Source organism: Cystobacter fuscus, assembly GCF_002305875.1.
GTDB lineage: Bacteria > Myxococcota > Myxococcia > Myxococcales > Myxococcaceae > Cystobacter > Cystobacter fuscus_A.
The window spans coordinates 8,079,798-8,103,966 of sequence record NZ_CP022098.1; the positions used below are offsets into that span (position 1 = coordinate 8,079,798).

21 protein-coding genes are annotated in these 24,169 nt (G+C 69.5%); 5 read left to right on the forward strand and 16 right to left on the reverse strand.

Going from position 1 to position 24,169, the window contains the following annotated elements; translation table 11 throughout:
* The first annotated feature begins 3 nt into the window (after positions 1 to 3).
* Positions 4 to 942, forward strand: coding sequence for a hypothetical protein (locus tag CYFUS_RS32570; protein WP_095988764.1), 939 nt, complete (start codon positions 4 to 6; stop codon positions 940 to 942).
* Positions 943 to 949: 7 nt separating this feature from the next.
* Here CYFUS_RS32570 and CYFUS_RS32575 read toward each other — a convergent pair whose 3' ends face one another.
* The 6 genes from CYFUS_RS32575 to CYFUS_RS32600 form a co-directional block, all read right to left on the reverse strand.
* Positions 950 to 2,230 carry a hemolysin family protein gene (locus CYFUS_RS32575; protein WP_095988765.1) on the reverse strand — a complete coding sequence of 427 codons (1,281 nt, stop codon included), beginning with the start codon at positions 2,228 to 2,230 and terminating at the stop codon, positions 950 to 952.
* Positions 2,231 to 2,348: 118 nt separating this feature from the next.
* Positions 2,349 to 3,008, reverse strand: coding sequence for a hypothetical protein (locus CYFUS_RS32580; RefSeq protein WP_095988766.1), 660 nt, complete (start codon positions 3,006 to 3,008; stop codon positions 2,349 to 2,351).
* A gap of 180 nt (positions 3,009 to 3,188) precedes the next feature.
* Positions 3,189 to 4,445, reverse strand: coding sequence for an aspartate aminotransferase family protein (locus tag CYFUS_RS32585; protein ID WP_095988767.1), 1,257 nt, complete (start codon positions 4,443 to 4,445; stop codon positions 3,189 to 3,191).
* 25 nt (positions 4,446 to 4,470) lie between these two features.
* A complete protein-coding gene (gene hslU / locus CYFUS_RS32590) occupies positions 4,471 to 5,874 on the reverse strand; it encodes an ATP-dependent protease ATPase subunit HslU (protein ID WP_095988768.1) in 1,404 nt (467 codons plus the stop codon).
* 14 nt (positions 5,875 to 5,888) lie between these two features.
* Positions 5,889 to 6,416 (reverse strand): ATP-dependent protease subunit HslV, encoded by a 528-nt coding sequence (gene hslV, locus CYFUS_RS32595; protein WP_095988769.1) that lies wholly within the window; start codon positions 6,414 to 6,416, stop codon positions 5,889 to 5,891.
* Positions 6,417 to 6,479: 63 nt separating this feature from the next.
* On the reverse strand, positions 6,480 to 6,923 hold the full coding sequence (locus tag CYFUS_RS32600; RefSeq protein WP_095988770.1) for a DoxX family membrane protein: 444 nt from the start codon (positions 6,921 to 6,923) through the stop codon (positions 6,480 to 6,482).
* 182 nt (positions 6,924 to 7,105) lie between these two features.
* Between CYFUS_RS32600 and CYFUS_RS32605 the strand changes: the two genes are divergently transcribed.
* A complete protein-coding gene (locus CYFUS_RS32605) occupies positions 7,106 to 7,456 on the forward strand; it encodes a PilZ domain-containing protein (protein ID WP_232536943.1) in 351 nt (116 codons plus the stop codon).
* Positions 7,457 to 7,463: 7 nt separating this feature from the next.
* On the opposite strand, the gene CYFUS_RS32610 is transcribed toward CYFUS_RS32605, so the two are convergent.
* A complete protein-coding gene (locus CYFUS_RS32610) occupies positions 7,464 to 8,312 on the reverse strand; it encodes a class I SAM-dependent methyltransferase (protein ID WP_232536944.1) in 849 nt (282 codons plus the stop codon).
* Between the two features lie 306 nt (positions 8,313 to 8,618).
* Between CYFUS_RS32610 and CYFUS_RS32615 the strand changes: the two genes are divergently transcribed.
* Complete coding sequence (locus CYFUS_RS32615) at positions 8,619 to 9,140, forward strand: TIGR02265 family protein (RefSeq protein ID WP_332468304.1); 522 nt, start codon at positions 8,619 to 8,621, stop codon at positions 9,138 to 9,140.
* Positions 9,141 to 9,159: 19 nt separating this feature from the next.
* On the opposite strand, the gene CYFUS_RS32620 is transcribed toward CYFUS_RS32615, so the two are convergent.
* From CYFUS_RS32620 to trmFO, 3 genes are read right to left on the reverse strand one after another with little or no spacing between them, the layout of a single operon-like run.
* The gene (locus CYFUS_RS32620) at positions 9,160 to 10,068 is read right to left on the reverse strand and encodes a tyrosine recombinase XerC (RefSeq protein ID WP_095988772.1); all 909 of its coding nucleotides are present in this window, start codon (positions 10,066 to 10,068) and stop codon (positions 9,160 to 9,162) included.
* Positions 10,069 to 10,111: 43 nt separating this feature from the next.
* Positions 10,112 to 11,719 (reverse strand): gliding motility protein, encoded by a 1,608-nt coding sequence (locus CYFUS_RS32625; protein WP_232536945.1) that lies wholly within the window; start codon positions 11,717 to 11,719, stop codon positions 10,112 to 10,114.
* Positions 11,716 to 13,113 carry a methylenetetrahydrofolate--tRNA-(uracil(54)-C(5))-methyltransferase (FADH(2)-oxidizing) TrmFO gene (trmFO, locus tag CYFUS_RS32630; RefSeq protein WP_198316217.1) on the reverse strand — a complete coding sequence of 466 codons (1,398 nt, stop codon included), beginning with the start codon at positions 13,111 to 13,113 and terminating at the stop codon, positions 11,716 to 11,718. The genes CYFUS_RS32625 and trmFO overlap by 4 nt, the downstream gene beginning before the upstream one ends.
* Before the next feature lie 232 nt (positions 13,114 to 13,345).
* Here trmFO and CYFUS_RS32635 point away from each other — a divergent pair, with 232 nt between their 5' ends.
* Positions 13,346 to 13,735 (forward strand): TraR/DksA family transcriptional regulator, encoded by a 390-nt coding sequence (locus tag CYFUS_RS32635; protein WP_095988775.1) that lies wholly within the window; start codon positions 13,346 to 13,348, stop codon positions 13,733 to 13,735.
* Between the two features lie 54 nt (positions 13,736 to 13,789).
* On the opposite strand, the gene topA is transcribed toward CYFUS_RS32635, so the two are convergent.
* The 5 genes from topA to pgeF all read right to left on the reverse strand — a co-directional run bounded on the left by topA (position 13,790) and on the right by pgeF (position 20,636).
* Complete coding sequence (gene topA, locus CYFUS_RS32640) at positions 13,790 to 16,390, reverse strand: type I DNA topoisomerase (RefSeq protein WP_095988776.1); 2,601 nt, start codon at positions 16,388 to 16,390, stop codon at positions 13,790 to 13,792.
* 8 nt (positions 16,391 to 16,398) lie between these two features.
* The gene (locus CYFUS_RS32645; protein WP_095988777.1) at positions 16,399 to 17,532 is read right to left on the reverse strand and encodes a DNA-processing protein DprA; all 1,134 of its coding nucleotides are present in this window, start codon (positions 17,530 to 17,532) and stop codon (positions 16,399 to 16,401) included.
* Positions 17,533 to 17,731: 199 nt separating this feature from the next.
* Positions 17,732 to 18,949 (reverse strand): LysM peptidoglycan-binding domain-containing protein, encoded by a 1,218-nt coding sequence (locus CYFUS_RS32650; RefSeq protein ID WP_095988778.1) that lies wholly within the window; start codon positions 18,947 to 18,949, stop codon positions 17,732 to 17,734.
* 24 nt (positions 18,950 to 18,973) lie between these two features.
* A complete protein-coding gene (locus tag CYFUS_RS32655; RefSeq protein WP_420042660.1) occupies positions 18,974 to 19,822 on the reverse strand; it encodes a tetratricopeptide repeat protein in 849 nt (282 codons plus the stop codon).
* 28 nt (positions 19,823 to 19,850) lie between these two features.
* Entirely contained in the window at positions 19,851 to 20,636 is a 786-nt protein-coding gene (gene pgeF, locus CYFUS_RS32660) for a peptidoglycan editing factor PgeF (RefSeq protein WP_095988779.1), read from the reverse strand.
* Between the two features lie 142 nt (positions 20,637 to 20,778).
* Here pgeF and CYFUS_RS32665 point away from each other — a divergent pair, with 142 nt between their 5' ends.
* Positions 20,779 to 22,686, forward strand: coding sequence for a sensor domain-containing diguanylate cyclase (locus CYFUS_RS32665; RefSeq protein WP_095988780.1), 1,908 nt, complete (start codon positions 20,779 to 20,781; stop codon positions 22,684 to 22,686).
* A gap of 9 nt (positions 22,687 to 22,695) precedes the next feature.
* Here CYFUS_RS32665 and CYFUS_RS32670 read toward each other — a convergent pair whose 3' ends face one another.
* Complete coding sequence (locus CYFUS_RS32670; RefSeq protein ID WP_095988781.1) at positions 22,696 to 24,144, reverse strand: Do family serine endopeptidase; 1,449 nt, start codon at positions 24,142 to 24,144, stop codon at positions 22,696 to 22,698.
* Between the last annotated feature and the right edge of the window lie 25 nt (positions 24,145 to 24,169).

The window sequence follows — 24,169 nt, forward strand, 5'->3', positions numbered from 1 at the left end:
ACCATGAACCCCCTCACGCCCCGCCTCGTCCTCCCCCTCGTCCTCCTGTTCGCCCCGGCCTGTCTGGACACCTCGCAGCCCACGCCCCCCAAGAATCCCTGCGATCCCAATCCCTGCACCCAGGCGGACAAGACCACCTGCGCCAACGACAACGGCCGGGCCGTCTGCCTCTGCCGCGAGGGCACGATCCCCAGGCCCAACGGGACCTGCGAGGCCATCACCACCGCCAACTGCCCCGAGCACCCCGGGGACAGCGCCGAGCCGGATGACTGCATCGCCCGGGCCGCGCCGCTCGACGCCTCGCGCGCGCGCACGCAGGGCATCGAGCCGGTGGGCGACTATGACTTCTTCCGCATCGACGCCACCGCGCGCGACGCCTACGTGCTCACCGTGACACCGGGACCGGGCGCGCTCCTGCCCCGCGTGGACGTGTTCGATCCCGAGGGCAGGTGGATCCGGGCACAGGACGGGAACCCCGGCGTGCAGGTGGGCTTCAAGGCCCGCGTCAGCGCGCCCTACACCGTGCGCGTGAGCCACTCGCCGAGAGATCCCTCCCCCGCCACCGGCACCTATACCCTCCAGCTCGCCCCCCCCGTGCAGGATGACTTCGGCGACACCCCGGAGGAGGCCGCGGCGCTCGTGCCCGCCCCCGGCGGCACCTCCGCCACCCTCGTCTCCGGCCGCTTCGAGTACGGACAGGACGAGGACTGGTTCTCCTTCCCCGTCGTGCGCGACGCCACCTACCGCATCGAGTTCGACACCACCCGGACCGTGCCCGCCCTCGCCGCCTTCATCCGCGAGAACGTGAAGAGCCCCTTCCTCACGGTCCAGAACTCCTACGTGGACTTCAAGGCGGCCTCGAGCACCACGGTGTTCATCGATCTCTACTCGGCCAACGAGGCCACGGGCACCTACGCCTTCCGGGTGTACGAGTTCCGCTGAGCGCGGCTCAGGTGTCCTCGTTCCGGGGGGGCGGGGGGTGGATGCGCACCTGCTTCACCCGGCGCGCCGACGCCTCCGCCACCTCGAGCACCGTGCCATCGGCCAGGGTGAAGCGCGCCCCGGCCGGGGGGATGGCTCCCGCCAGGGACAGACACAGCCCGCCCAGGGTGCTCCAGTTGCCATCCTCGGGCAGCGCCAACCGCTCCACCGCCCGGTTCACCTCCCGGATGGGGAGGACGGCGTCCACGAGCACCGTCCCGTCCGGCTCGCGCCGGATGTGCTCGGGCGGGGCCTCGCGCTCACTGGAGATGTTGCCCACCAGCTCCTCCACCAGATCCTTCATGGTGACGAGCCCGAGCAGTCCGCCCTGCTCATCCACCACCAGGGCGAGCTGGATGCGCCGCGCCTGCATCTGATGGAGCGCGTCCAGGGCGCGCATCGAGTCCGGGATGAACCAGGCCGGACGCAGCACGTCCTCCAGGAGGATGAGCTGCTGCTCGAGCGCGAACGACAGCAGATCCTTGGCCACCACGTACCCGGAGATGTGATCCAGATCCCCCTCGTACACGGGCATCCGGCTGTGGCCCTGCTCCAGGAGCACCTGCCGGACCTCCTCGGGCGAGGCATGCCGGCGGATCGCCACCACCTTCGTGCGCGGCACCATGACGTCCGTCACGGTGAGCTCCGCCAGATCGAAGGCCCGCGAGGCGATCTCCCCGGTGCGCGGGTGGACGCTGCCGCTGCGCGCCGCCTCCTCCACGAGCTGCCGCAGCTCATCGGACGACAGGCGCGACTCGGTGAAGGAGGTGCTGTCGCCGAAGAGGCGCAGCACCAGATTGGAGCTGAAGGTGAGCAGCCACACCACGGGCTTCATCAACCGCGACAGCCCTCGCAGGGGCCGGCCGATGAGGAGCGCGTAGCGCTCGGCGTAGCGCAGGGCGAGCGACTTGGGCACCAGCTCGCCCAGCACCAGCGACAGATAGGACACCAGACCCACCACCAGGGCGAAGGCCACGCTCTCCGCCTGACGCGCCGGCAACCCGAGCCCCTCCAGGGGGCCGCTCAAGCGCTGGGCGATGGAGGCACCACCGAAGGCCGCCGCCGTGGAGCCCACGACGGTGATGCCAATCTGCACCGTGGCCAGGAACCGCTCGGGGTTGTCCCGGAGCGCCTTGACCGCGCGCGCCGCGGCGCTGCGCTGCTCGATGAGCTCCTGCAGCCGTGTCTTGCGGATGGAGATGAGCGCGAGTTCGGCACCGGCGAAGATGCCGTTGGCGAGCACGAGCAACAGGATGATGGCGAATTCGGTAACGATGGCTTCCCGTCCTTGGGGGAAGCCTCAGTGTGCCGGAGATGACGACGAGGTGTGGACGAACTTGGGGAATTGACGACCCCTCCACACGGTGTCAGCGGGGCGCGAGGGTGATGATGTCCCGATCCAACAACTGCACCAGCACGCGCATCGTCTCCATTCGGGACATGCCTGAGACGGAGAAGAGCACCTCATAGCTCAAGTGTCCGTCGATGCGCGACAGCAGGAAGCCCATGCGCGCATCCAGGCTGAGCTTCATCAGCTCCGCCATGCGCAGCTTCAGCCGGGGCACCTGCTTCACGTCCCCCAGCCGCTGCTCCAGCGCGGCGCGCTGCGCCTGCTCGCATCGCGCGCGCGCCTCCTCCAACCGGGGCTCCAGCGGATCGAGCTGCTCGGCCTTGCCCAGCAGTTCCTGCGCACTCGACACATCCCCGAGCGACAGCAGCTCGTCCACGCCCACCAGCAGCGTGTTCACCCCCGGGCCCTGGCGCGCGGGAGACTCGGGAGCACTCTCTTCCCCCTGGGACACGTCGCCCTCCGAGAGGAAGGCGAGCACATCCGCGGTGATGGAAGGCAGGGAGGCCGTTCCATAGGACGGCGCCTCCTCCTCCTCCAGCAGGACGACGCTCACCTCGAGCTCGGGCAGAATCACCTCGGGCGGGGTGCGCTGGAAGGGGGAGACCGCACGGGCCGCCAGCGCGTTTGGAGTCGCCGCCAGTCCCAGAGCCGCGGATTGCGCAGGATCTCTCTTCACCGACCACTCCCCTTCCCTCTCAACTTCTGAGGTCTTGGAATCCTACGATTCCCCGGGAATGGCGTCAACACGGACAACGGATTTTTTCACTCCGGGAGAACCCCTCTTCCCCCGGTGGGAGTGAAGCCGGGAGGCGCGCGTCCTCGAGGGAAGCGCGCCCCGCGCCAGGCCCCGAGCGGCTCAGGGCTTGAGGGCCCGCTCGAGGATGCGCACGCCGTGGTCGAGGTCGTCGTGGGACACGGTGTAGGCGGGGGCGAAGCGCAGCGTCTTGTCGCCCGCGGCGTTGAGGAGCAGACCGAGCTCGCGGCACCTGGCGATGATGGGGGCACCGTCCTGGAAGAGCTCCACGCCGATGAGCAGGCCCAGGCCGCGCGCCTCCTTGACGATGGTGGGCAGGCGGCGCTGCAGCTCGCGCAGGCGACCGAGGAAGTACTCGCCCTTCTGCGCCACGTCGCGCAGCATCTGGGGCTCCATCACCTTGCGCGCGACGACGTTGGCGGCGACGGCGGCGATGAGGTTGCCGCCGAACGTGGAGCCGTGGGTGCCCGCCGTGAGGCTCTTGCCGGCATCCTCGGAGCACAGCATGGCGCCGATGGGCAGGCCGTTGCCGAGCGACTTCGCCAGGCTGATGGCGTCCGGGAGGATGTCCTCGTGCTGGAAGCCGAAGGCCTTGCCGGTGCGGCCCATGCCGGTCTGGATCTCATCGATCATCAGCAGCAGGCCCTGCTCGTCGCACAGGGCGCGCAGGGCCTTGAGGAAGCCCGGAGGCGCCGCGCGCACCCCACCCTCGCCCTGGATGGGCTCCACGAGGATGGCGGCGGTATGCGGACCCACCGCCTTGCGCACCGCCTCGATGTCCCCGTAGGGCACGTGCGTGAAGCCCTGGGGCAGCGGCTCGAAGCCCTTCTGGTACTTCGTCTGGCCCGTGGCGGTGACCGTGGCGAGCGTGCGCCCGTGGAAGGAGTTGTCGAACGTGATGACCTCGTAGCGCTCGGGCTGGCCGCGGTCCTTCTGGACCTTGCGCGCCAGCTTGATGAGCGCCTCGTTGGCCTCACCCCCCGAGTTGCAGAAGAAGGCGCGCGCCAGGCCCGAGGCGGCGGTGAGCCGGGCGGCCAGCTCGATCTGCGGCTCCGAGTAGAAGGCGTTGGACACGTGCCACAGCTTGTCGAGCTGACCGCGCACCGCGGCGACCACCTCGGGGTGACAGTGGCCGAGCCCACACGTGGCGATGCCCCCGAGCAGATCCAGATATTCGCGCCCGTCCGCGTCCCACACGCGCGAGCCCAACCCACGCTCCAGGACGATTGGCTGCTGCTTGTAGTTCTGCAGCAGGTGGGCCTTGGCTTTCTCGATCCACTGTTCGTTCTTGGCCGAAGGGGAAGGCGCCCGAGGGGTCGCCTCGGTCTGGGTGGAGTTCAGCGAAGGCGTGGACGACACGGGCACTCTCCTGACCTGGGGTCTGCTAGAGGATGTAGCGCGAGAGATCCTCGTCCTGGACCACGGACGCGAGCCGCTCGCGAACATAGGCTGCATCGATGAACAAGGTCCGGGGGCCCTGCTCACTGGCACTGAATGATACATCGTCGAGCAGACGTTCGAGCACCGTATGCAGGCGCCGGGCCCCGATGTTTTCCGTCCGCTCGTTGACTCCCTGTGCGATCCGGGCGATCTCCAACACGGCTTCGTCGGAGAAATCCAGGTGCACGCCCTCCGTGTCGAGCAGCGCCGTGTACTGGCGCAGGAGAGAATTTCGGGGCTCTCGCAGAATGCGGACCAGATCCTCTCCGCTGAGCGGCTCGAGCTCCACGCGGATGGGGAAGCGGCCCTGGAGCTCGGGGATGAGATCGCTCGGCTTGGAGACGTGGAAGGCGCCCGCGGCGATGAAGAGCATGTGGTCCGTCTTCACCTGGCCGTACTTGGTGTTGACGGTGGAGCCCTCGACGATGGGGAGGATGTCGCGCTGCACGCCCTCGCGCGACACGTCCGGGCCCGCGCCCTTGCCCCCGCCCTCGCGGCTGGCGATCTTGTCGATCTCGTCGATGAAGACGATGCCGCTGTGCTCGGCGCGCACCAGAGCCTCGCGGTTGACGCGCTCGGTGTCCACCAGCCGCGCGGCCTCCTCCTGCTCCAGGAGCTTGAACGCCTCGGGGGCGCGCACCTTGCGCCGCCGCGAGCGGCTCATGCCGGGCATGTTCTTGAAGAGATCCTGCAGGTTGACGCCAATCTCCTCCATGCCCTGGCCGGAGAAGTTGCGCAGGAAGGTGGGCGAGCCGCCCTCGCTCGTCTCCAGCTCCACCTCCTGGTCATCGAGCGTGCCGGCGCGCAGCTGCGCCCGGAGCTTGTCGCGCTCGGTGTCGCTGAGCCGGGGCGCGGCGGGAGGTGGGGGTGGGGGCGCCATGAAGCCCATGCCGCCGGTGGGACGCGAGGCGGGCGCCTGGCCGGAGAGCAGCTGGGCGAGCCGGTCCTCGGCGTTCTCGATGGCGCGCGCGCGCACCCGCTCCATCTCCTCGTCACGCACGAGCGCGATGGCGGACTCGACGAGGTCGCGCACCATGGACTCCACGTCGCGGCCCACGTAGCCCACCTCGGTGAACTTGGAGGCCTCGACCTTGACGAAGGGGGCCTGGGCGAGCTTCGCCAGCCGCCGGGCGATCTCCGTCTTCCCCACGCCGGTGGGGCCGATCATGATGATGTTCTTCGGGTGGATCTCGTCCCGCAGGTCCTCGGAGACCTGCTGGCGGCGCCAGCGGTTGCGCAGCGCGATGGCCACGGCGCGCTTGGCGGCGTTCTGCCCGACGATGTAGCGGTCCAGCTCGCCCACCACCTCGCGGGGCGTGAAGGTGGGGCTCTTGCGTGCGTTGCTCACGGTGGCGGCTCCCTTCAGAGCTCTTCGTAGGTGACGTTGGAGTTGGTGTAGACGCAGATGTCGGCGGCGATCTGCATGGCGTGGGTGGCCACCTCGCGCGCGGACAGTTGGGTGTGCGTCATCAGGGCCCGGGCGGCGGAGAGCGCGTAGGAGCCCCCGCTGCCCACCGCGGCGATGCCGAAGTCCGGCTCGATGACGTCACCCGAGCCGGAGAGGATGAAGGTCCTCTCCCGGTCGGCCACGATGAGCAGGGCCTCCAGGCGGCGGAGGAAGCGGTCGGTCCTCCAATCCTTGCCCAGCTCCACGCAGGCGCGGGCGAGGTTCTTCTGGTGCTCCTTGAGCCGCGCCTCGAAGCGATCGAAGAGGGTGAAGGCGTCGGCGGTGCTGCCCGCGAAGCCGGCGAGCACGGAGCCGTCGCCGATACGGCGGACCTTCTTCGCCGTGTTCTTCATGATGGTCTTGTCGAGACTGATCTGACCGTCACCGGCGATGACGACCTTCGCCTCTCGGCGCACACAGAGGATGGTGGTGCCATGGAACATGCCGGGGCATTTAACAAGGCGACGCGGGCGTTTCCACGACTCCCGTGAGGCCTGTCCGCCCTCTCACCTCTTCCGGACGTTCCACCCGCCGTCGAGGGCGAGCGCGTTGAAGCGCACCGTCACCAGGAGCACGGCGTAGAGGAACACGTAGCCCATCTGCAACCCGAGCGTCTCCCACTGGCTGCGCAGCGCGGTGCCGAAGACGAGCACCACCATGAGCAGCCCTCCGCCGAAGAGCGCGGCACGTGTCAGCAGCCCCAGCGTGAGCAGCAGTCCGAGCCCGGCCTCGAGGAAGGGGAGCAGCAGCGCGAAGGCGCGCACGAGCGGCGACGGCAGGGGCGTCTGGGCGAAGCCCTGCACGAGCGTGTCGGCGAAGGCGCCCAGGGCGGGCAGACGCACCGCACCGTGCAGGAAGATGTTGAGGCCCAGGGCGAGCCGCAGCAGGAAGTAGGCGGCGCCCTCGCAGGACAGCGTGCGGAAGAAGGGGGTGGAAGGCTCGGGAGGCATGGGTCGAACTCCTTGGGCGGGCAGAGCGGTGGAACGTTCGCCCCTCATCGCACGGAGCTGGCGACTTTCAACCCAACACATGACGAACGCGCTCGGTCGCCGCGCGTGGACTCCGGTATGATGAAGCCCGGGGGGGCCAAAAAAGGCACACTCATTCCTGCCCCTGAGCCAGGAGATCCACCGTGAGCAACCTGAGCAGTTCTGAGCGGCGTCGCCATCCCCGTCACCGCGTTCGCATGCGCATCAAGATCCTGCGTGGAGAAGTCGAACTCGCCGGAGAGATCTTCAACATCTCCCGCTCGGGGTGTCTGCTCGTCACCCCCGTGGCGATGCGCGTGGGGGATCATTACTCGGTGCACCTGCCCGTGCTCCCGGGCTCGTCCTTTTCCATCAAGGTGGTGCGCACGCGCCGGGTGGGCGAGTGGTTCGCCGTGGCGACCCACTTCGAGACCCAACTGCCCGACGAGGCGCCCATCCTCAAGCTCGCCAGCCAGGACTCGGGCGTCCAGGAGGAGCCCGAGCAGCTGTTCTGAGGCGGAGCTACTTCGCCTTGCGCGCCACCAGGAGGTGAAGGCAACCGGTGTCCTCGGTCCGCACCTCCGCGCTCTCCAGACCGGGCAAGCCCTCCACGAGCCTGAGCAGATCCTCCGGATCCCGGTAGATGAGGTACCAGTCCAGCGCGGTCTCGGTGAACAGGTGCATGGGGTTCTTCGCGTTGAAGTTGCCCAGCACCAGCAGGCCGCCCGGCGCCAGCCCGTCCCAGAGCTTCGTGGTGAGCCGCCTGGCGAAGCGCTCCGTCAGGTAGTCGAAGAGCCCGATGGAGTAGATGAAGTCCTGCGAGGCCGAAGGCAGATCGCTGCGGTTGCGCAAGAGCTCCAGCACCGAGCCGCACCACAGCCGCAGCGCCTGATGGCGCGTGGCCGGCATCGCCCCCACCCGCGTGAAGTGGCCCAGCGCCGAGTCCAGCGCGCCCTGGTCTTGATCCAACAGCGTCACGGACTCGAAGGAGACATCGCGCGCCACCGCGACGAGCTCGGGCGCTGAACCAGACGCCACGTTCATCACTTTGCGTGCGCCCCGGGCATGCTCCGCGCGAAGCATCTGGGCCAGCAGATCCCGGCGGTTGCGCACCGCCTGGAAGCCAGGCAGCTCCAGGGCCCAGGAGTCCATCCACAGCTCCAGGGCCGTCTGGCCCTCGGGCTGGCGCCGGTAGAGCGCCTCCATCATCAGGAAGTCTCCCGCGTAGCCGCGGGGCTTCTCCCAGCAGCGCCGCAGCACTGCACTCTTCCAGAAGTACGGCCCGAGTTCGGCGCGGAAGCGATTCTGGTCCGGAGAGCCACGCGACAGGCCCGGGGATCCTGGCGCACCTCCTGCTCTCCAGACACCCATCAAGAGTTCATTCAGACGAGATGAATCCACTTGCGTGGGAGTCTTTGCGACCCGCTCAGAATTTTCCAATTCCTTCAGCCAGGCACCCAGGACTGCGAGTGTCGTTGCGAACGCTGAAGACGACTCAGAAGCCAGGAGATGGAGAGGGTTCAAGGCTTATCTATCTACCGTGGAGAAGGAGGGGCACGGTGCACGACGGAGGGGGGAGATTCTGAGTCCAGATTGTGTCAGAATTCCTGAACCATGCCATCGCTCAATAGCCAGGAATGCACGCAGCGGATGGGACTCGCTCCGGAAACTGCCACCGTGCGTGGACTCATCTTCAATGCGGTCTTCAAGTTGGTGGAGCAGCATCGAGGAGCCGTCGCGGCAACGGAGTTGAGAGCCCGGATCGCCAAGAAACCCCTGGTGGATTTCTTCTCATACCCCGCGCGCGACTTCCTCCAGGTGCTCTTCTCCGCGGGTGAGCTGCTCGCCCCCCATTATGGCTCCGCGGAAGCGGCCATCCGGGCCTGTGGCGCGGCGGCCGTCGGTGGGTTCTTCCAATCCGGGGTGGGCCGGACGTTGACCACCATCATCGGGCAGGGAGACCCCAAGCGGCTGTTCTCCAGCGCGCCCACGGCCTACTCCACGGCCGTGAGTTATGGCCAACGCAAGTTCAGCGTGTTGGGCGAGCGGCGCGTGAGCCTGCACTTCAAGGGCGACATGCAACCGGTGGAGTTCCACCAGGGCCTGCTGGAGGCAGCGCTCCAGGGCGTGGGCTGCCCGGGCCAGGTGCAGGTGCGCCGGATCGGCCTGGAGGAAGCGGAGTACATCATCGAGTGGTGAGTCCCCCGCCGCCGCGCGCTCACGCCCGGGGGTGCGCGGCGTCGTAGATGGCCTGGAGCTGCTCCCAGCTCACGTGCGTGTAGCGCTGGGTGGTGGACAGGCTCGCGTGGCCGAGCAGTTCCTGGATGCTGCGGATGTCCGCTCCGCCACCGAGCAGGTGCGTGGCGAACGAGTGGCGCAGCGCGTGGGGGCTCACCTTGCGCTGCAGCGCGCATTGCAACACGTAGGCGTCCAGGTGCCGCGCGATGCTGCGGGGCGTGAGCCGGCCGCCACGGTAGTTGAGGAACACCGCCTCCGCGTCCTGCCCCGCGTGCGGCACCGCGAACAGCTCGCCCCGGCGCGCCAGGTAGGCCTCCAGCGCGCGGATGGACTGCGCGTTCACCGGGCACAGGCGCTCCTTGCTGCCCTTGCCCATCACCCGGATGATGCGCTCGCTCCGGTCCACGTCCAGCAGGTTCAGCCCGCACAGCTCGCTGATGCGCAGGCCGCCGCCGTAGAGGATCTCCAGGATGGCCCGGTCGCGCAGCCCCAGCACCGTGTCCTGGGGAGGCATGTCGAGGATGGCGAACAGCTCCTCCACCGGCAGCACCTTGGGCAGCTTCTTGGGCAGCTTGGGGCTCTTCACCAGCTTGGCGGGGCTGCCCGGCAAGAGCTTCTGGCGCACCAGGAACTTGTAGAAGCTCTTGATGCTCGCGAGCCGGCGCGCGCGGCTGGCCGGCGCGTGCTCCACCGCCAGCGTCCCCAGGTAGCCACGGATGGCGGCGTGCGAGGCGGACAGGAGCGAGAGCTTCGCGCGCTCGACGAGGTAGCGCTCGAAGTCCAGCAGATCGATGAAGTAGTTGCGCACCGTGTGCGCACTGGCGCCCTTCTCGTCGACGAGGTGGACGCGGAACTTCTCCAGGAGGGGCGACAGCGGCTCGGTGCTCATGGGAGGCCCCAGCCTAGACGCGGCCGGGCCTCCCGCAAGCTTCTCACGGCCGGGCCGGCGCCGCGTACACGCCCGCGTTGGCGCCCTTGAGCACGTACACCGCCAACGACTCCCCGGGGCCCGCGAAGTACGCCGGCAACTGGGCCCCCTGGTCCAGCGTCTTGCGCGCCCCCGTCTTCACGTCATAGACGGCCACGTCGAACGCGTCCGAGTCCATGCGCGCCGAGGTCGCCAGCACGCGCTCTCCATCCTCGGACAGCTTGTAGCTGTAGATGCCCTGCAGCCACGTGGCCGGCTGGGGAGCCGCCTCGGCGGACAGGGGCAGCGGCAGCGCCTGGAAGTCACAGGCCCGGCCCTCGCGGATGCAGCCCGAGCGGAAGACGAGCGCCGAGTTGCCCGGGGAGAAGCCGTAGCCGAACACGCCCGCCTGGGCCTTGATCGCCTTCTCCGCGCCCACCGGGTAGACCATCAGGTCCACCGAGTACACGGGCTTGAGGAAGCGCGAGAGGAAGGCCACGTACTGGCCGTCCTTGCCCCAGATGAAGTTGGGCACGCGGCTGCCCACGAGTTTCGGCTCGCCATCCGGCAGCGCCACCACGCCCATGAGTCCCGCCCCCGCCGGCTGGTCGTACTTCGCCAGGAAGCCCAGCGCGCGCGAGTCCGGGCTGAAGGCCACGTCCTTCACGCGCTCGCCCACCTTGCGCCCGGGCTCCCCGGACGCCGGGCCCACGTACAGGTCGCCCATCACCTCGGGCTTGCCCCCGTCGTTGCGCGCCAGCCACTTCGAGTCCGGCGAGAAGGCGAACGACGTCGTGCCCGTGGCCACCTTGAGGCCCGTCCACTCCGGCGGCGACGCCACGTACAGGTCATACGTCGAGCTGCCGCTGCCGCGCACCTGGTAGGCCACGTACTTCGAGTCCGGCGACGACACGAAGTCGCCCACCTGGTCCGCCAGCTTGCGCGGCTCGGCCGGCTTGTCCGCGGGCGAGTCCACCGCCACCGCCAGGAGGCCCCCGCCCGCCGTCAGCCTGCGCTTGAAGAAGAGCGTCGCCCCATCCGGGGAGAAGCCCGCCGTGGACACCTCGCCCCCCACCGGGCGGAAGGGCCCCGCGGGCAGCACGCCCAGCTTCAGCACGCCCCCCTCCACGAAGGCCAGCTTCGTCCCGTCGGGGCTCGGCACGAAGTACGTCACCCCCTCCCCGAGCTTCTTCGGCTCGGCGGTCGGCTCGTTCAGCTCCAGCACGTGCAGCACGCCGGACTGGTTGGCCAGGTTGTACCCGGTGAGGAACAGCACGTGCTTGGAGTCCGGGGTGAACAACTGCCCGCCGGGCACGTTCGTCACCCCATCGCCCAGCCGGCGCGGCACGCCGCCCTCCACCGGCACCACGTACAGCTCGCCCAGGCGCATCTGCGGCGGAATGCCCTCCACCGTCGGCTTGCGCGTCTTCGTCAGGTACGAGGCGAAGCGCCCATCCTCCGTCACCCGGAGGTCCTCCGCGGACCCCACGGCGAGCGGCACCCCGGCGCCCCCCACCACCGCCGCGCTCCCGGCCGCCCGGCCTCCTCCGGCCGCCTTGTCGTCCCCGCCGCGCTTGCACCCCACCAGCGCGAGCACCACCAGCGCTCCCATGCACACCGCTCGTCGGTTCATACCGTCCTCCCGGGCGCCTCGGCGGGGGGCACGCTCGGCAGCCACGTGGCCAGGTCCGCCCGCGCCCGCTCCGCGTACTTCACCCGCTTGTCCGCCTTCTTGTGCCGTCCCGGCAGCGGCGGAAACAGCCCGAAGATGATGTTGGAGGGCTGATAGTCGTAGTCCTCCGGGTGCGCCTCGCCCGTCACGTGCCGGTAGAGCGCGCCCAGCGCCGTGGTGGCCGGCGGCGGGACGAACTCGCCCCCCGTGAGCCGCGCGTACACCGCCAGCGCCGCCAGGTAGCCACACGCCGCCGACTCCACGTACCCCTCCACCCCCGTGATCTGCCCCGCGAAGAACAGCCGCGACTCGGCCTTGAGCGACAAGTCCCTCGCCAGCAGCCGCGGCGCGTCGATGAAGGTGTTGCGGTGGATCTGCCCCATGCGCAGGAACTCGGCGTTGGCCAGGCCCGGGATGCAGGAGGTGAAGATGCGCTTCTGCTCACCCCACGTGAGCCGCGTCTGGAAGCCCACCATGTTCCACGCCGTGCCCGCCTTGTCCTCCATGCGCAGCTGCACCACCGCGTGGGACTCCTTGCCCGTGCGAGGATCCACCAGCCCCACCGGCTTCATCGGCCCGAAGGCCAGCGTCTGCTCGCCCCGCTCCACCATCACCTCGATGGGCAGACACCCCTCGAAGTACCGGGGTTCCTCGAAGCTGTGCGGCTGCAGCTTCTGGCCCGCCTTCACCTCGGCGATGAAGCGCGCGTACTCCTCGGCCGTGAGCGGCAGGTTGATGTAGTCGTCCCCTCCGCCCTTGCCGTAGCGGCTCGCGCGAAAGGCGATGTCCATGTCGATGGAGTCCCCGGCGACGATGGGCGCGATGGAGTCGTAGAAGTAGAGCTTCTCCCCCACGTAGCGCTCGAGCTCCTTCGTCAGCGCGTCCGAGGTGAGCGGCCCCGTGGCGATCACCACCACGCCCTCGGGCAGCTGCTCCACCTCGCCGGCCACCACCTCCACGCCGGGCGCCTCGTGCACCGAGCGCGTCACCGCCGCCGAGAAGGCGTCCCGATCCACCGCCAGCGCGTCACCGGCCGGCACCCGGTGCGTGTCCGCGCAGCCCAGAATCACCGAGGACAGCGCGCGCAGCTCCGCGTGCAACAGGCCGATGGCGCTCTCCGGGTTGTCCGAGCGCAACGAGTTGGAGCACACCAGCTCCGCGAACGTGTCCGTCTTGTGCGCGGGCGAGCGCCGCTGCGGCTTCATCTCCCGCAGCGTCACCGGTACCCCGCGCTTCGCCAGTTGCCAGGCGCACTCGCTGCCCGCGAGGCCCCCGCCAATCACCGTCACCCGCTGATGCTTCACGTCCCGCTTCCTGCCTCTCTCCCGGGCGCCGCCCTCGCCGCCCCGAGCCATCCGGCCTCTGTTAGCAGGCCCCTTCCGCCCTGTCCCTCCCTTCCGCTCGGACAGGCGCGCCAACCGACCGGCAGTGCCCGTTTCCCTGCTCGCTCTCCGGCCGGGGCTCCAGGTGGGACAGCCGACGGCAGTTACCCTACCTTTTGGGGACTCCTACTTTTGCCGAGTTCGTCTCGCGAAACCGCGAGGCAGGAACCCAGGGCAGTGCACCCTTTCGATGGAGCGACAGGCCATGACGCGAGCCAATGACCTCATGAGAATTCGGGACCTCCTCCAGCGCCGCCGCCGCGCCATCCTGAACACGAGCGAGGGAGCCCAACGCGAGCTGTCCGCCCTCAAGGACTCGGATCGGGATCCCGAGTACGAGGAGCAGGCCCAGACCGAGCTGGCGGACTACACCCTGTCCAGCCTGATGGAGACGCAGCGGCGCGAGGTGATGCTCATCGATGCCGCGCTGCGTCGCATGGACACGGGCGTGTTCGGCGAGTGCGTGGATTGCGGCGCGGACATCACCCTCGAGCGGCTGGAGGCGATGCCCTTCGCCATCCGCTGCGAGGAGGACGCGACGAGCCACGAGCTGGAGACGCGCGGGGGCCACGCCCAGTCGGTGCCCACCCTCTAGCGGGACGGGCGCTCGGGTCCGCCCGAGCGCCCTGGTTTCGCGAGAGGCGGAGGCTCAGGCCGCCGAGGACGCGTCGGGCCCGTTGGCCGCCGGGGGGATGGCCTCGGGCTCGGTGATCTGCCGGCGGTAGTCGCACTCCTTGTTCGGGCAGGCCACGAAGGGGCCGTCACGCTTGGAGAACTTCTGCACCAGGTAGGGCGACTGGCACTGCGGGCACGCCTCGGGCAGCGGCCGATCCCACGCGGCGAACTTGCAGTCGGGGTAGCGGTTGCACCCGAAGAAGATCTTCCCGAAGCGGCTGCGGCGCTCGGTGAGGTAGCCCTGCTTGCAGTCCGGGCACGTCACGCCGATGGAGATGGGCTTGGACGTCTTGCAGTCCGGGTAGCCCGAGCACGCGAGGAACTTGCCGAACCGGCCGCGCTTGACGACCATGTTCTTGCCGCAGTTCTCGCACATCTCGTCCGTGGTCTCCTCCTCCACGATGACGATCTTCCCCTCCGCGTCGCGCTTGAAGTCCTTGGTGTTCTTGCACTCGGGGTAGTTCGAGCACGCGAGGAAGTGGCCCATCTTCCCCCACTTGATGACCATGACGTTGCCGCACTTCTCGCACGCCACGTCGGTCTTCACCTCCTCGCGCTTGACGTCGCGCATCTCCGCCTCGGCCTTCTCGAGCGTCTCCTTGAAGGGCGCGTAGAAGTCCTTGAGCACGGCCTTCCAGTTGGCCTCGCCCTCGGAGATCTGATCCAGCTTCTCCTCCATGTTGGCCGTGAACGTCACGTCCAGCTCCTGGGGGAAGTGCTTGACCAGGAGGTCGTTGCAGATGAGGCCCAGGTCCGTGGGGCGGAAGCGGCCCTCGATCTTCTCCGCGTACTTCTTGTCCTGGATGGTGGAGAGGATGGCGGCGTAGGTGGAGGGGCGGCCGATGCCCCGCTCCTCCAGCTCCTTGACGAGGGTGGCCTCGGAGAAGCGCGGAGGGGGCTGGGTGAAGTGCTGCTCGTCGATGAGCTTCTGCAGCACGAGGCTGTCGCCCTCGTTGAGCACGGGCAGCTCGCCCGTGGCGTCGTCGGCGCTCTCGTCGCCCGCGGCGCGCGCCTTCTCCTGGGCGGCCTCCTCCTCGGGGGTGAGCCCGGCGCCGTAGACGGCCAGGTAGCCGGGGAACTTCAGCGTGGAGCCCGAGGCGCGGAACGTGGCCCGGCCCGAGGTGATGTCCGCGCTCGTCTGGTCATACACGGCCGGCTTCGTCTGGCACGCCACGAAGCGGTTCCAGATGAGCTCGTAGAGGCGGAACATGTCCGCGGCCATGTCGTCGTTCATCGCGTCGAAGGCGGCCTTCACCTTGGAGGGCGGGTACTCGAGCGAGGTGGGACGGATGGCCTCGTGCGCGTCCTGGGCGCCCTTCTTGGTGCGGTAGACGACGGGCTCCTCGGGCAGGTAGTCCGGGCCGTACGTCTGGAGGATGAAGTCGCGCACCCCCGTCACGGCCTGCTCGGACAGACGGGTGGAGTCCGTACGCATGTACGTGATGAGCGCCGTCTGGCCCTCCTCGCCGAGCAGCACGCCTTCGTACAGCCGCTGGGCGAGCGCCATGGTCTTCTTGGCGGTGAAGTGCAGCCGGTTGGCGGCCTCCTGCTGGAGCTTGGAGGTGATGAAGGGCGCGGGGGCGTTGCGGCGCCGCTCGCGCTTGTCCACCTTGGACACGGCGAAGGGAGCGTCCTTCACCTCGGCGACGAGGCCCTGGGTGGTGGCCTGATCCTTCAGGTCCACCTTCTTGCCGTCCACGCGCGACAGCTTCGCCTTGAAGGACGGCGGCCCGGACTGGCCCTGCAAGAGCGCGTCCAGCGTCCAGTACTCCTGGGGCACGAAGGCCTTGATCTCGCTCTCGCGCTCGCAGATGAGGCGCACGGCCACGGACTGCACGCGGCCCGCGGACAGGCCCCGGCGCACCTTCTTCCAGAGGATGGGCGAGATCTGATAGCCCACGAGCCGGTCCAGGATGCGCCGCGTCTGCTGGGAGTCGTAGTTCTCCTGGCTGAGCTGGCGCGGGTTGGCGATGGCCTCCTGGATGGCCGGCTTGGTGATCTCGTTGAACATCACCCGGTAGGCATCCGGGTGGCCGAGCTGCTGGTTGATGTGCCAGGCGATGGCCTCGCCCTCGCGATCCGGGTCCGTGGCGAGGAAGACCTTGTCCACGCCCTGGGCGGCCTTCTTCAGCTCGCTGAGCACCTTCTCCTTGCCTTTGATCACCTCGTACTGGGGCTCGAAGTCGTGCTCCAGGTCCACGCCCATCTTGCTCTTGGGCAGGTCGAGGATGTGGCCCACGCTCGCCTTCACCGTGTAGCCCGAGCCCAGGTACTTCTTGATCGTCTTCGCCTTGGCGGGCGACTCGACGACCACGAGGTAGTGCGGCCCCTTGCCGCGACGGGGAGCCTCGGCCTCGCCGTCGGCGTCCTCGGCGGAGGCCTCCACCGTGGCCAGCTCGCCCTTCTTGCCGCGCTTGGCCGCCGCCTTCTTCGCGGACGCCTTCTTCGCGGTGGTCTTCTTCTTGGCGGCGCTCTTCTTGCGCGCCGCTGGCTTCTTGGTCGGCTTCTCGGGGGCCGCCGTCTCCTCGACCTCCTGCTCGCCCGCGGTCGCTGTCTTCTTCGTGCGCGTCGCCATGCTTTTCCTCAGACCCTCTCGAACAACCTGCCGGGGTGCTGGATCACGAATCCCGACAGCTCCAATTCCACCAGGGCGCTGGTGAGCGCCGCGGGGGAGAGCTGGCTGCCGGCCAACACCTCATCGAATGACTTGGGAACCCGGTTCAACACCTGATAGGCCCCTCTCGCTTCCACCGAGAGTTCTTCCCACGAAGAACCCTCCGCTGGCGGCACGTGCCGGTGGGGAAGGATCCCCACGGCCCGCCAGACTTCTTCAACGGACAGACACGCGCGGGCGTGACCATCACGCAACAACGCATTGCACCCCGCCGCCCCCTCGTTCAGCACGTCTCCGGGCAGGGCGAGCACCACCCGGCCCTGCGCCCGGCCCGCCTCCGCCGTGTAGAGACTGCCCGAACCCACCCCCGCCCGAAGAACCACCACCGCATCCGACGCGCCAGAAATGAGCCGGTTGCGCCGGGGAAACGTCGTCGTGCTCGCCCGCACGCCCGGGGGCAGTTCGCTGAAGAACACCCCCCCGCGGGCCAGGAAGTGCGGCAGCAGCCGGGCCTGGGCGGGATCCAGCTCGTCCAGCGCCGAGCCGAGGAAGGCCCACGTCTCGCCCCCGGCATCCATCGCGCCCCAGTGGCACGCCCGGTCCACCCCCGCCGCGGCACCCGACACCACCCCCACCCCGCCTTCCGCGACCTGCCGCGCGAACGTCCGGGCGAAGGGAAGAAATCCCTGATCCGGATGGCGGCTGCCCACCAACGCGGCGCGGCGCCGGGGCGGGCCGACCTGTCCCCGGTAGAACAGAAGCGGAGGGGCATCGTCCGTTTCGGCCAGGCGCGCCGGGTAGGCGGGCTCGCCCTGGAAGGCCAGGCCCATCTCCGCCCGGGCACAGCGCTCCAGGAGCCGGGTGGCGAGCGGCTCCAGCGTGGAGACCTCGGCGAGCCGGCGGCGAACGGGAGGCGGCAGCGGCGCCTCGGCGAGCCAGTCCCTCACCGGGCAGGCGGCCAGGGAAGCGAGCCCTCCCCTGGCAAAGGAGCTGGCAAAGGCACGCAGCCGCTCCAGGGTCCTCGGACCCAGACCCGGAACCGACCAGAGCGCCAGGAGCGCGCGTTGCTCCGCCGTGTAGCTGTTCGCCGTGACGTCCACCATGCCCCACCCCCTTCCCCGAGCCACCTATATAGAAGATGGATCCGACGGAAAGAGGTCGGCACACATAAACACCTGACCGCCAGTGGTCAAGCGGGACGTCCCTGGAAGTAGGGCTCACGGGGGGCGATTCCGTGGGTGCGATGTCCACACGGACGCCGGGACGGGCCCACGGAGGCGGGGAGGCGGGGAGGCGGGCGAGTCAGCGCTGGGCGGTGGGGGCCGAGTCCACGCGCATCACCACCGGGTCGCCGGGGCCCACTTCCTGGAGGGAGCGGACGATGAGGCAGTTGGAGGTGCGCTCCTTGACCTCGGTGACGAGGCACAGGGCGACGTCCTCCGTGGGCAGCGGCGCCTGCTGGTTCTTCTTGCCGATGGGCAGCTCCAGCTTGAGCACTTCCTGCCGGGCGGGATCTCCCTGGCGGGTGATGGTGAAGGTGTTGCCCGCCTGGACGCCATCGGCGCTGCCCCGGTCGATCACCAGGATGTGATGCTCCGCGTTGAGGCTCAGGTAGGGCACGAGCGCGGTGAGGATCACGCCCTTGACCTCCTTCTCGTTGCGGCGGGGAACCACCGCGTCGGCCATGCGCTCGCCGTAGGGGCCCACCAGATCACCGCGCACCACGGGATCCCACGTCTCCATGACCTGCGCCTTGACGTAGTCCTTGCCCAGCGCCGTCACGCGCAGCATGCCCACGAACTCGGTGAGGTAGCCCACCGGCTTCTTCGTCACCGGGTGGAAGATCTGCTCCGCGGTGTGGAACACCACGTACCGGTCGCCAAGCTTCGCGTCCGTCTTGCGCTTGAAGCGCACGTAGGTGGTGTCCGGGAAGGAGAGCATCTCCGCGCCGCTGCTGGAGCCCTCGATGCGGCCCGCCTCGTCCAGCTCGCGCCCCGTGACGAAGGCCTGCGTCATCACCGAGCGCCCGGACTTGGGCGCGTAGGAGATCTTCCCGCTCACCTCCACGTCGCCGCTCTCCGTCTCCGAGGGCATGACGTCATCACCACCAGCGGAACCCACGGGGCCCACGGGGCCGACGCCCGCCTCCACGCGCGAAGGCACTTCCTCGCCCGCGGCGAAGAAGCGCACGTTGTTGCCGGGGTAGATCCAGTGCGGGTTGGCGATCTCCGGGTTGTAGGACCAGACCTTGGGCCAGTACCAGGGGCTGCCCAGGTAGCGCTGGGACAGATCCCACAGCGTGTCGCCGGTCTGGACGGTGTGGACCTCGCCAGGCGCGGACTCGCGGCCGCCCTGCCCCGGAGGAAGCGTGACGCGGCCCGGGCGCGAGGCGGGGGCCTCGTCCACCACGTCACTGCCTTCTGTCTCGTCACCGGTCTCGGGCTCCGATTCGTCCTGCGCCCAGACGGGCGGCGCGAGGACGGCGGCGAGAAGGAGCGAGGAGAGGATCCGCGAGCGCATTCGGATGACTTCCTTTCGGACTGCTTAGTGCGAGAGGGACGCGAGCCGCTGCTCCGCCTGGGTGGCGGCGGCCGTGCCCGGAAACTGGGTGAGGATACGGGTGTAGAGGGCCCGGGCGTCGTCCTTCTGCTCGAGCCGCAGCCGGCACTCGGCCAGCCGGAGCATGCCGTCCAGCACGGCGTCGCCGGCGGGATAGCGGGTGATGAGCCGCTCGAACGTGCCGGCCGCGGAGGCATAGTCCTTGAGCCCCATCTGCCCGAGCCCGCTGAAGTACAGCGCGTTGTCGGCGCGGGCGTGACGGGGGTTCTTCTCGGCGAAGCCCAGCAGGGTGCTCACCCCGCCCTCCACGTTGCCGGTGCGCAGCGCCGCCACGGCCTGCTCGAAGGCGGCGTCCAATCCGGAGTCCGACGTCCTCGGCGACAAGGCCTCGTCACCGGTGGCGCCCTCGTCGGGCGAGGCGCTGACGAACATCTCCATGTCGTCTTCCGAGGGCTCGACGACATCCACGCGCAAGGGCAGCGCGGGCGCGGGCTCGGCACGGGGCTTGAGCTTCACCACCGCCAGCTCCGGCGTGACGAAGGCGGACGGGGTGGCCGGCGCCTCGGAGGCGGGCTCGGCGACGGGGACGGCGGGCTCGGCGACACGCGAGGCCCGGGCCTGCTTCACGCTCGCGAGCATCTCCATCCGCTCGAGGCGCTTTTCCAGGTGCGACTGGGCCTCGCGCAGTGAGCGAACCTCGGCCCTCAACGCCACCACCTCCGCGTTGGAGGCGGAGTTCGTGGTGGCGCAGGCGGTCAACGCACACAGCGGGGCGATGGCAAGCAGTCGGCGAATGGCGCGGTGCTCCGGAGCAACCTGGGGGGAGATCCTCACGGAGGATAGGAAGCAGCGCCGGAGACCGTCAAGAAATCGGCCCGGACGCGGCCGGGAACCGGTGCACCACGAAGTTGAGGTGGCGGCCCGTACGCCCCGCGTCCCGCCGGTGGGAGAAGAACTGACGCGCGTCACACGCGGTGCAGGGGGTCAGCACGTCCACCCGCTCCGCGCTCAACCCCGCGCCCAGCAACGTCTCGCGCACGGCGCGTGACAAATCCAGGCGCACCTGGGTGCCCTCGCGCACCACCACCTGGGGACCGAAGCGAGCGGCGAAGCGCTCGCCCAGCTCCTCGGAGACGACGTAGCAGCAGCGCTGGATGCACGGGCCCACCGCCGCGAGCAGCCGCTCCGGGCGCGAGCCACGCGCGGCCAGGGCCTCCACCGCGCGCGCCACGATGCGCGCCTCCGTCCCCTTCCAGCCCGAGTGCACCGCCGCCACGCGCTGGCCCTCGGGGTCCACCAGCAACACCGGCACGCAGTCCGCCGTCCCCACGCCCACCCAATGCCCCGGCCGGTCCGTCCAGAGGCCATCCGCCTCACCCTCGGCAGGCCGCGGCTCCTCGCTCCCCTCCCCCGCTCCCGCCTCCACCACGCGATCCCCATGCACCTGCTTCACCGTGTGCAGCGTGGCGAGCGGGACGCCCAGTCGCGCGGCCAGGCGCCGGTGGTTCTCCACCACGCGCTCACGCTCGTCCCCCACGGCGAAGCCCAGGTTGAGCGAGGCGAAGGGCTCCTCGGACACGCCCCCCTCACGGGTGGTGAAGCCATGAGGAACCGGGAGCAGCGCGGATTGAAGGAAAGAACGGCTCATGATGGGAACTCTCCCGGATATTCTTTCCGACGCGCCACGCAACCTCATTCTTCCCTTTTCAGAGAATACAGGGGGAATGCAGTTTGACAGTGTTCGTTCACCGGGCCGACAATCCACCCATTCGCGAGGCCCTCACCCTCTCATGCCATCGGGTTTCAACACCATCGGCAGGAAGCTCCTGCGGAGCGTTGCCCTGCCGGGGCTGTTCACGGCCCTGGCGGTCGTGGCGCTGTTCTGGCGGCAGGCCCACGTGGCGACGCGGGACGCCACCCATGACGAAGCGCTGGTGCTCGCGGAGTTCGTGGACGCCACCTTCCGGTTGACCACGCCCGCGGGCAAGCCCCCGCACTCGCCCGTCGCCGAACTCCTGGCGAGCAACACCCGGCTGCTGGGTGCCACCACGGAGCTCAACGTGCTGTCGCCGCAGGGGATCATCCTCTGGTCGACCCGGCCGCGAGAGGTGGGCCTGCGCCACCCGGCGACGGCGCTGCTGACCGCGCCCGGGCCCCAGTGGGCGCGCTCGGACGAGCACCAGACGGAAGTGCTCCGTCCACTCGGGGACAAGGGGTGCGAGGGGTGTCACGCGGGCGCGAGCGAGCGGCCCGTGGGTCTGCTGCACCTGCGCGCGGCGGAGCCCATGGTGCACCGCGAGCTGAGCGATGCCTTGATGGGCGCGCTGGTGGCGGTGTTCGTGCTGGGCACCCTGCTCATCGTCGCCACCGGCACGTCGCTGCACTTCTTCCTCGTGCGCCCCCTGCGCCGGCTGATGGCCGCCATGCGACGCGCCGAGGAGGGAGACGTGCTGGTGCGCGCCGAGGCGGGGGACTCGGACGAGCTGGCGCGGCTCGGCTCGGCCTTCAACGCCATGCTGGCGCGCCTCACCTCCATGAAGGCCGAGGAGATCGACACCCACCGGGATCTCGAGGAGACCAAGCACAAGCTCTCCCTCAAGGAGGAGCTGGAGGAGCGCGTCGCGGAGCTGGACCTGCTCTTCGACGTGGCGCACTCGCTCAACTCCACGCTCGAGCTGCCGGAGATGCTCGCGCGCATCACCCAGCTCGTCCCCGAGCGGCTCCACATCCCGGACTTCTCCATCATGCTCGTCAACGCGGAGGGGCTCCTGGAGATCAAGCGCACCTTCCCGGCGGACCCGGTGCTCGAGGGGATGACCTTCCGCTTCGGCGAGGGCATCTGCGGGCGCGCGGCGGCGACCCAGCGCAGCGTGTACGTGCCGGACGTGGCGGAGCCCTCGAGCCAGTACGCCCGGCGGGACGAGCGGCCGGAGCTGGAGCGCGGGGCGATATTGAGCGTGCCCCTGGTGCACACGAAGACAGTGCTCGGCGTGCTCAACTTCCAGCGCCCGGAGGTGGCCAGCTTCTCTCCCCAGGAGCTGGAGCTGCTCACCACGGTGGCCGACCAGGTCGCCGCGGCGGTGAAGAACGCCCTCCTGCACACCGAGGCGGTGCGGCTCACCCTGACGGATCCCCTCACCGGCGTGCCCAACCGCCGCCACCTCTTCTCCCGGCTGGAGCTGGAGGTGGCGCGCGCCCAGCGCTTCGGCACCAGCGTGTCCATCCTCATGGTGGACATCGATCACTTCAAGAAGCTCAACGACGCCGCGGGCCACCGCGCTGGCGACGAGGCGCTGCGCAAGGTGTGCGACGTGCTGCGCGCGCGCGTGCGCAAGGTGGACACGCTCGCGCGCTACGGCGGCGAGGAGTTCATGCTCGTGCTCTCCAACGTGTCCAAGAAGGACGCGCACGAGGTGGCCGAGAAGCTGCGGCGCGCCGTGGCGGAGGCCCCCCAGCTCGCCGCGCCCACCCAGCCGGGCGGCCACATCACCGTGTCCATTGGCGTGGCCACCCTGCCCACCGACGCGACCGCCCAGGACAACCTGGTGGATTGCGCCGACTCCGCCCTCTACGCGAGCAAGCGCGGCGGCCGCAACCGCGTCACCAGCTACGAGCCCGGCATGGAGGTCCACCCGGATCGGGAGCGGGGCTTGAGCCGCCCCCATGATCCGTCCGCGGCCCCCATGGCCAAGGCCTGAGCGGCGGGTTCAGGGCAACGTCAGGGCACGCAGCGCGCGCCCACCCGGCAGTGCCACGCGCAACAGCAGCGTGCTGCCCGCGGGCGCCTTGCGGATGATGCCCGCCAGCTCCTGAGAGTTGGCCACCGGCTTGCGGTTGACCTCCACCACCACCATGCCCGGCTCCAACTGGGCGCGCTCGGCGGGCGAGCCCGGCTGCACCTCCGTCACCATCGCGCCCTTGGCCGAGTCCAACCCGGCCCGCTCGGCGATGCGCGGATCCAGGTTGCTCAAGGACAGGCCCACGCGCGCCTTGGAGGACTGCTCCTCGTCCTCCTGGCCCTGGCGCGGACGCACCCCGAGGTTCTCCAGGTCCGGACGCGTGCCCAGCTGCACCTTGATCGTCTGGCGCTTGCCCTCGCGGAAGACCTCCAGCGCGGAGGTGCTGCCCGGCTTCTTGAGCGCCACCGAGCGGGTGAGCGAGTTGCCCGAGCCCACCTTCTGCCCGTCGATGGAGACGATGACGTCATCCATCTTCACGCCCGCGCGTCCCGCCGGGGAGTTGTCGTTCACCTGGTTGACGACGGCGCCTTCCTTGACGGGCAGTTGCAGGGCTCGGGCGAGATCCTCGTCCAGGTCCTGGATGCCGATGCCCAACCAGGCGCGCGTCACCGCGCCCTCCTTCTCGAGCTGGGGCAGGAGCGCCTTCACCTGGTTGCTCGGCACCGCGAAGCCGATGCCCGTGCCACCACCGACGATGGCGGTGTTGATGCCCACCACCTCGCCCTTGAGGTTGAAGAGCGGACCGCCCGAGTTGCCCGGATTGATGGCGGCGTCCGTCTGCAGGAAGTCGTCATAGGGACCGGAGTGGATGTTGCGCGCGCGCGCGGAGAGGATGCCACTGCTCACGCTCGAGGCCAGCCCGAACGGGTTGCCGATGGCCACCACCCAGTCGCCCACGCGCATCGCGTCCGAGTCACCGAGCTTCACCGTGGGCAGGTTGTCCGCCTTGCTCTTGACCCGGATGAGCGCCACGTCGGTGAGCGGATCCCTGCCGACGATCTCCGCGTCGAAGCTGCGCCCGTCATCCAGCCGGACGCGGATGGCCACCGCGCCCTCCACGACGTGGTTGTTGGTCAGCACCAGCCCCTTGGGGTCGATGATGAAGCCCGAGCCCGTGCCCTGGCGGATGGGCTCGCGGCGGGAGCCCCGCGGATCCTCGCCTCCGAAGAAACGATCGAAGGGGGAGAGTTGCCGCTCACCCCGGGTGGAGGTGGCCTGGACGTCCACGTTGACGACGGCGCCCTTGACGGACTCGACCAACGGGGCGAGCGAGGGCAGGGCCTGAGCCTCCTTCGTGGCGGGCTGAAGCACGTTCTGGGGGGGCTGCGGAGACGTCTGGGAGTGCGCCAGCAGGGGCAGCGCGACGAGGGCGGCACCCGCGATGACACTCCGCGGAAAATTCGTTCGTTTGGTCATGACTCTCCCGAGATAAGACACAGAG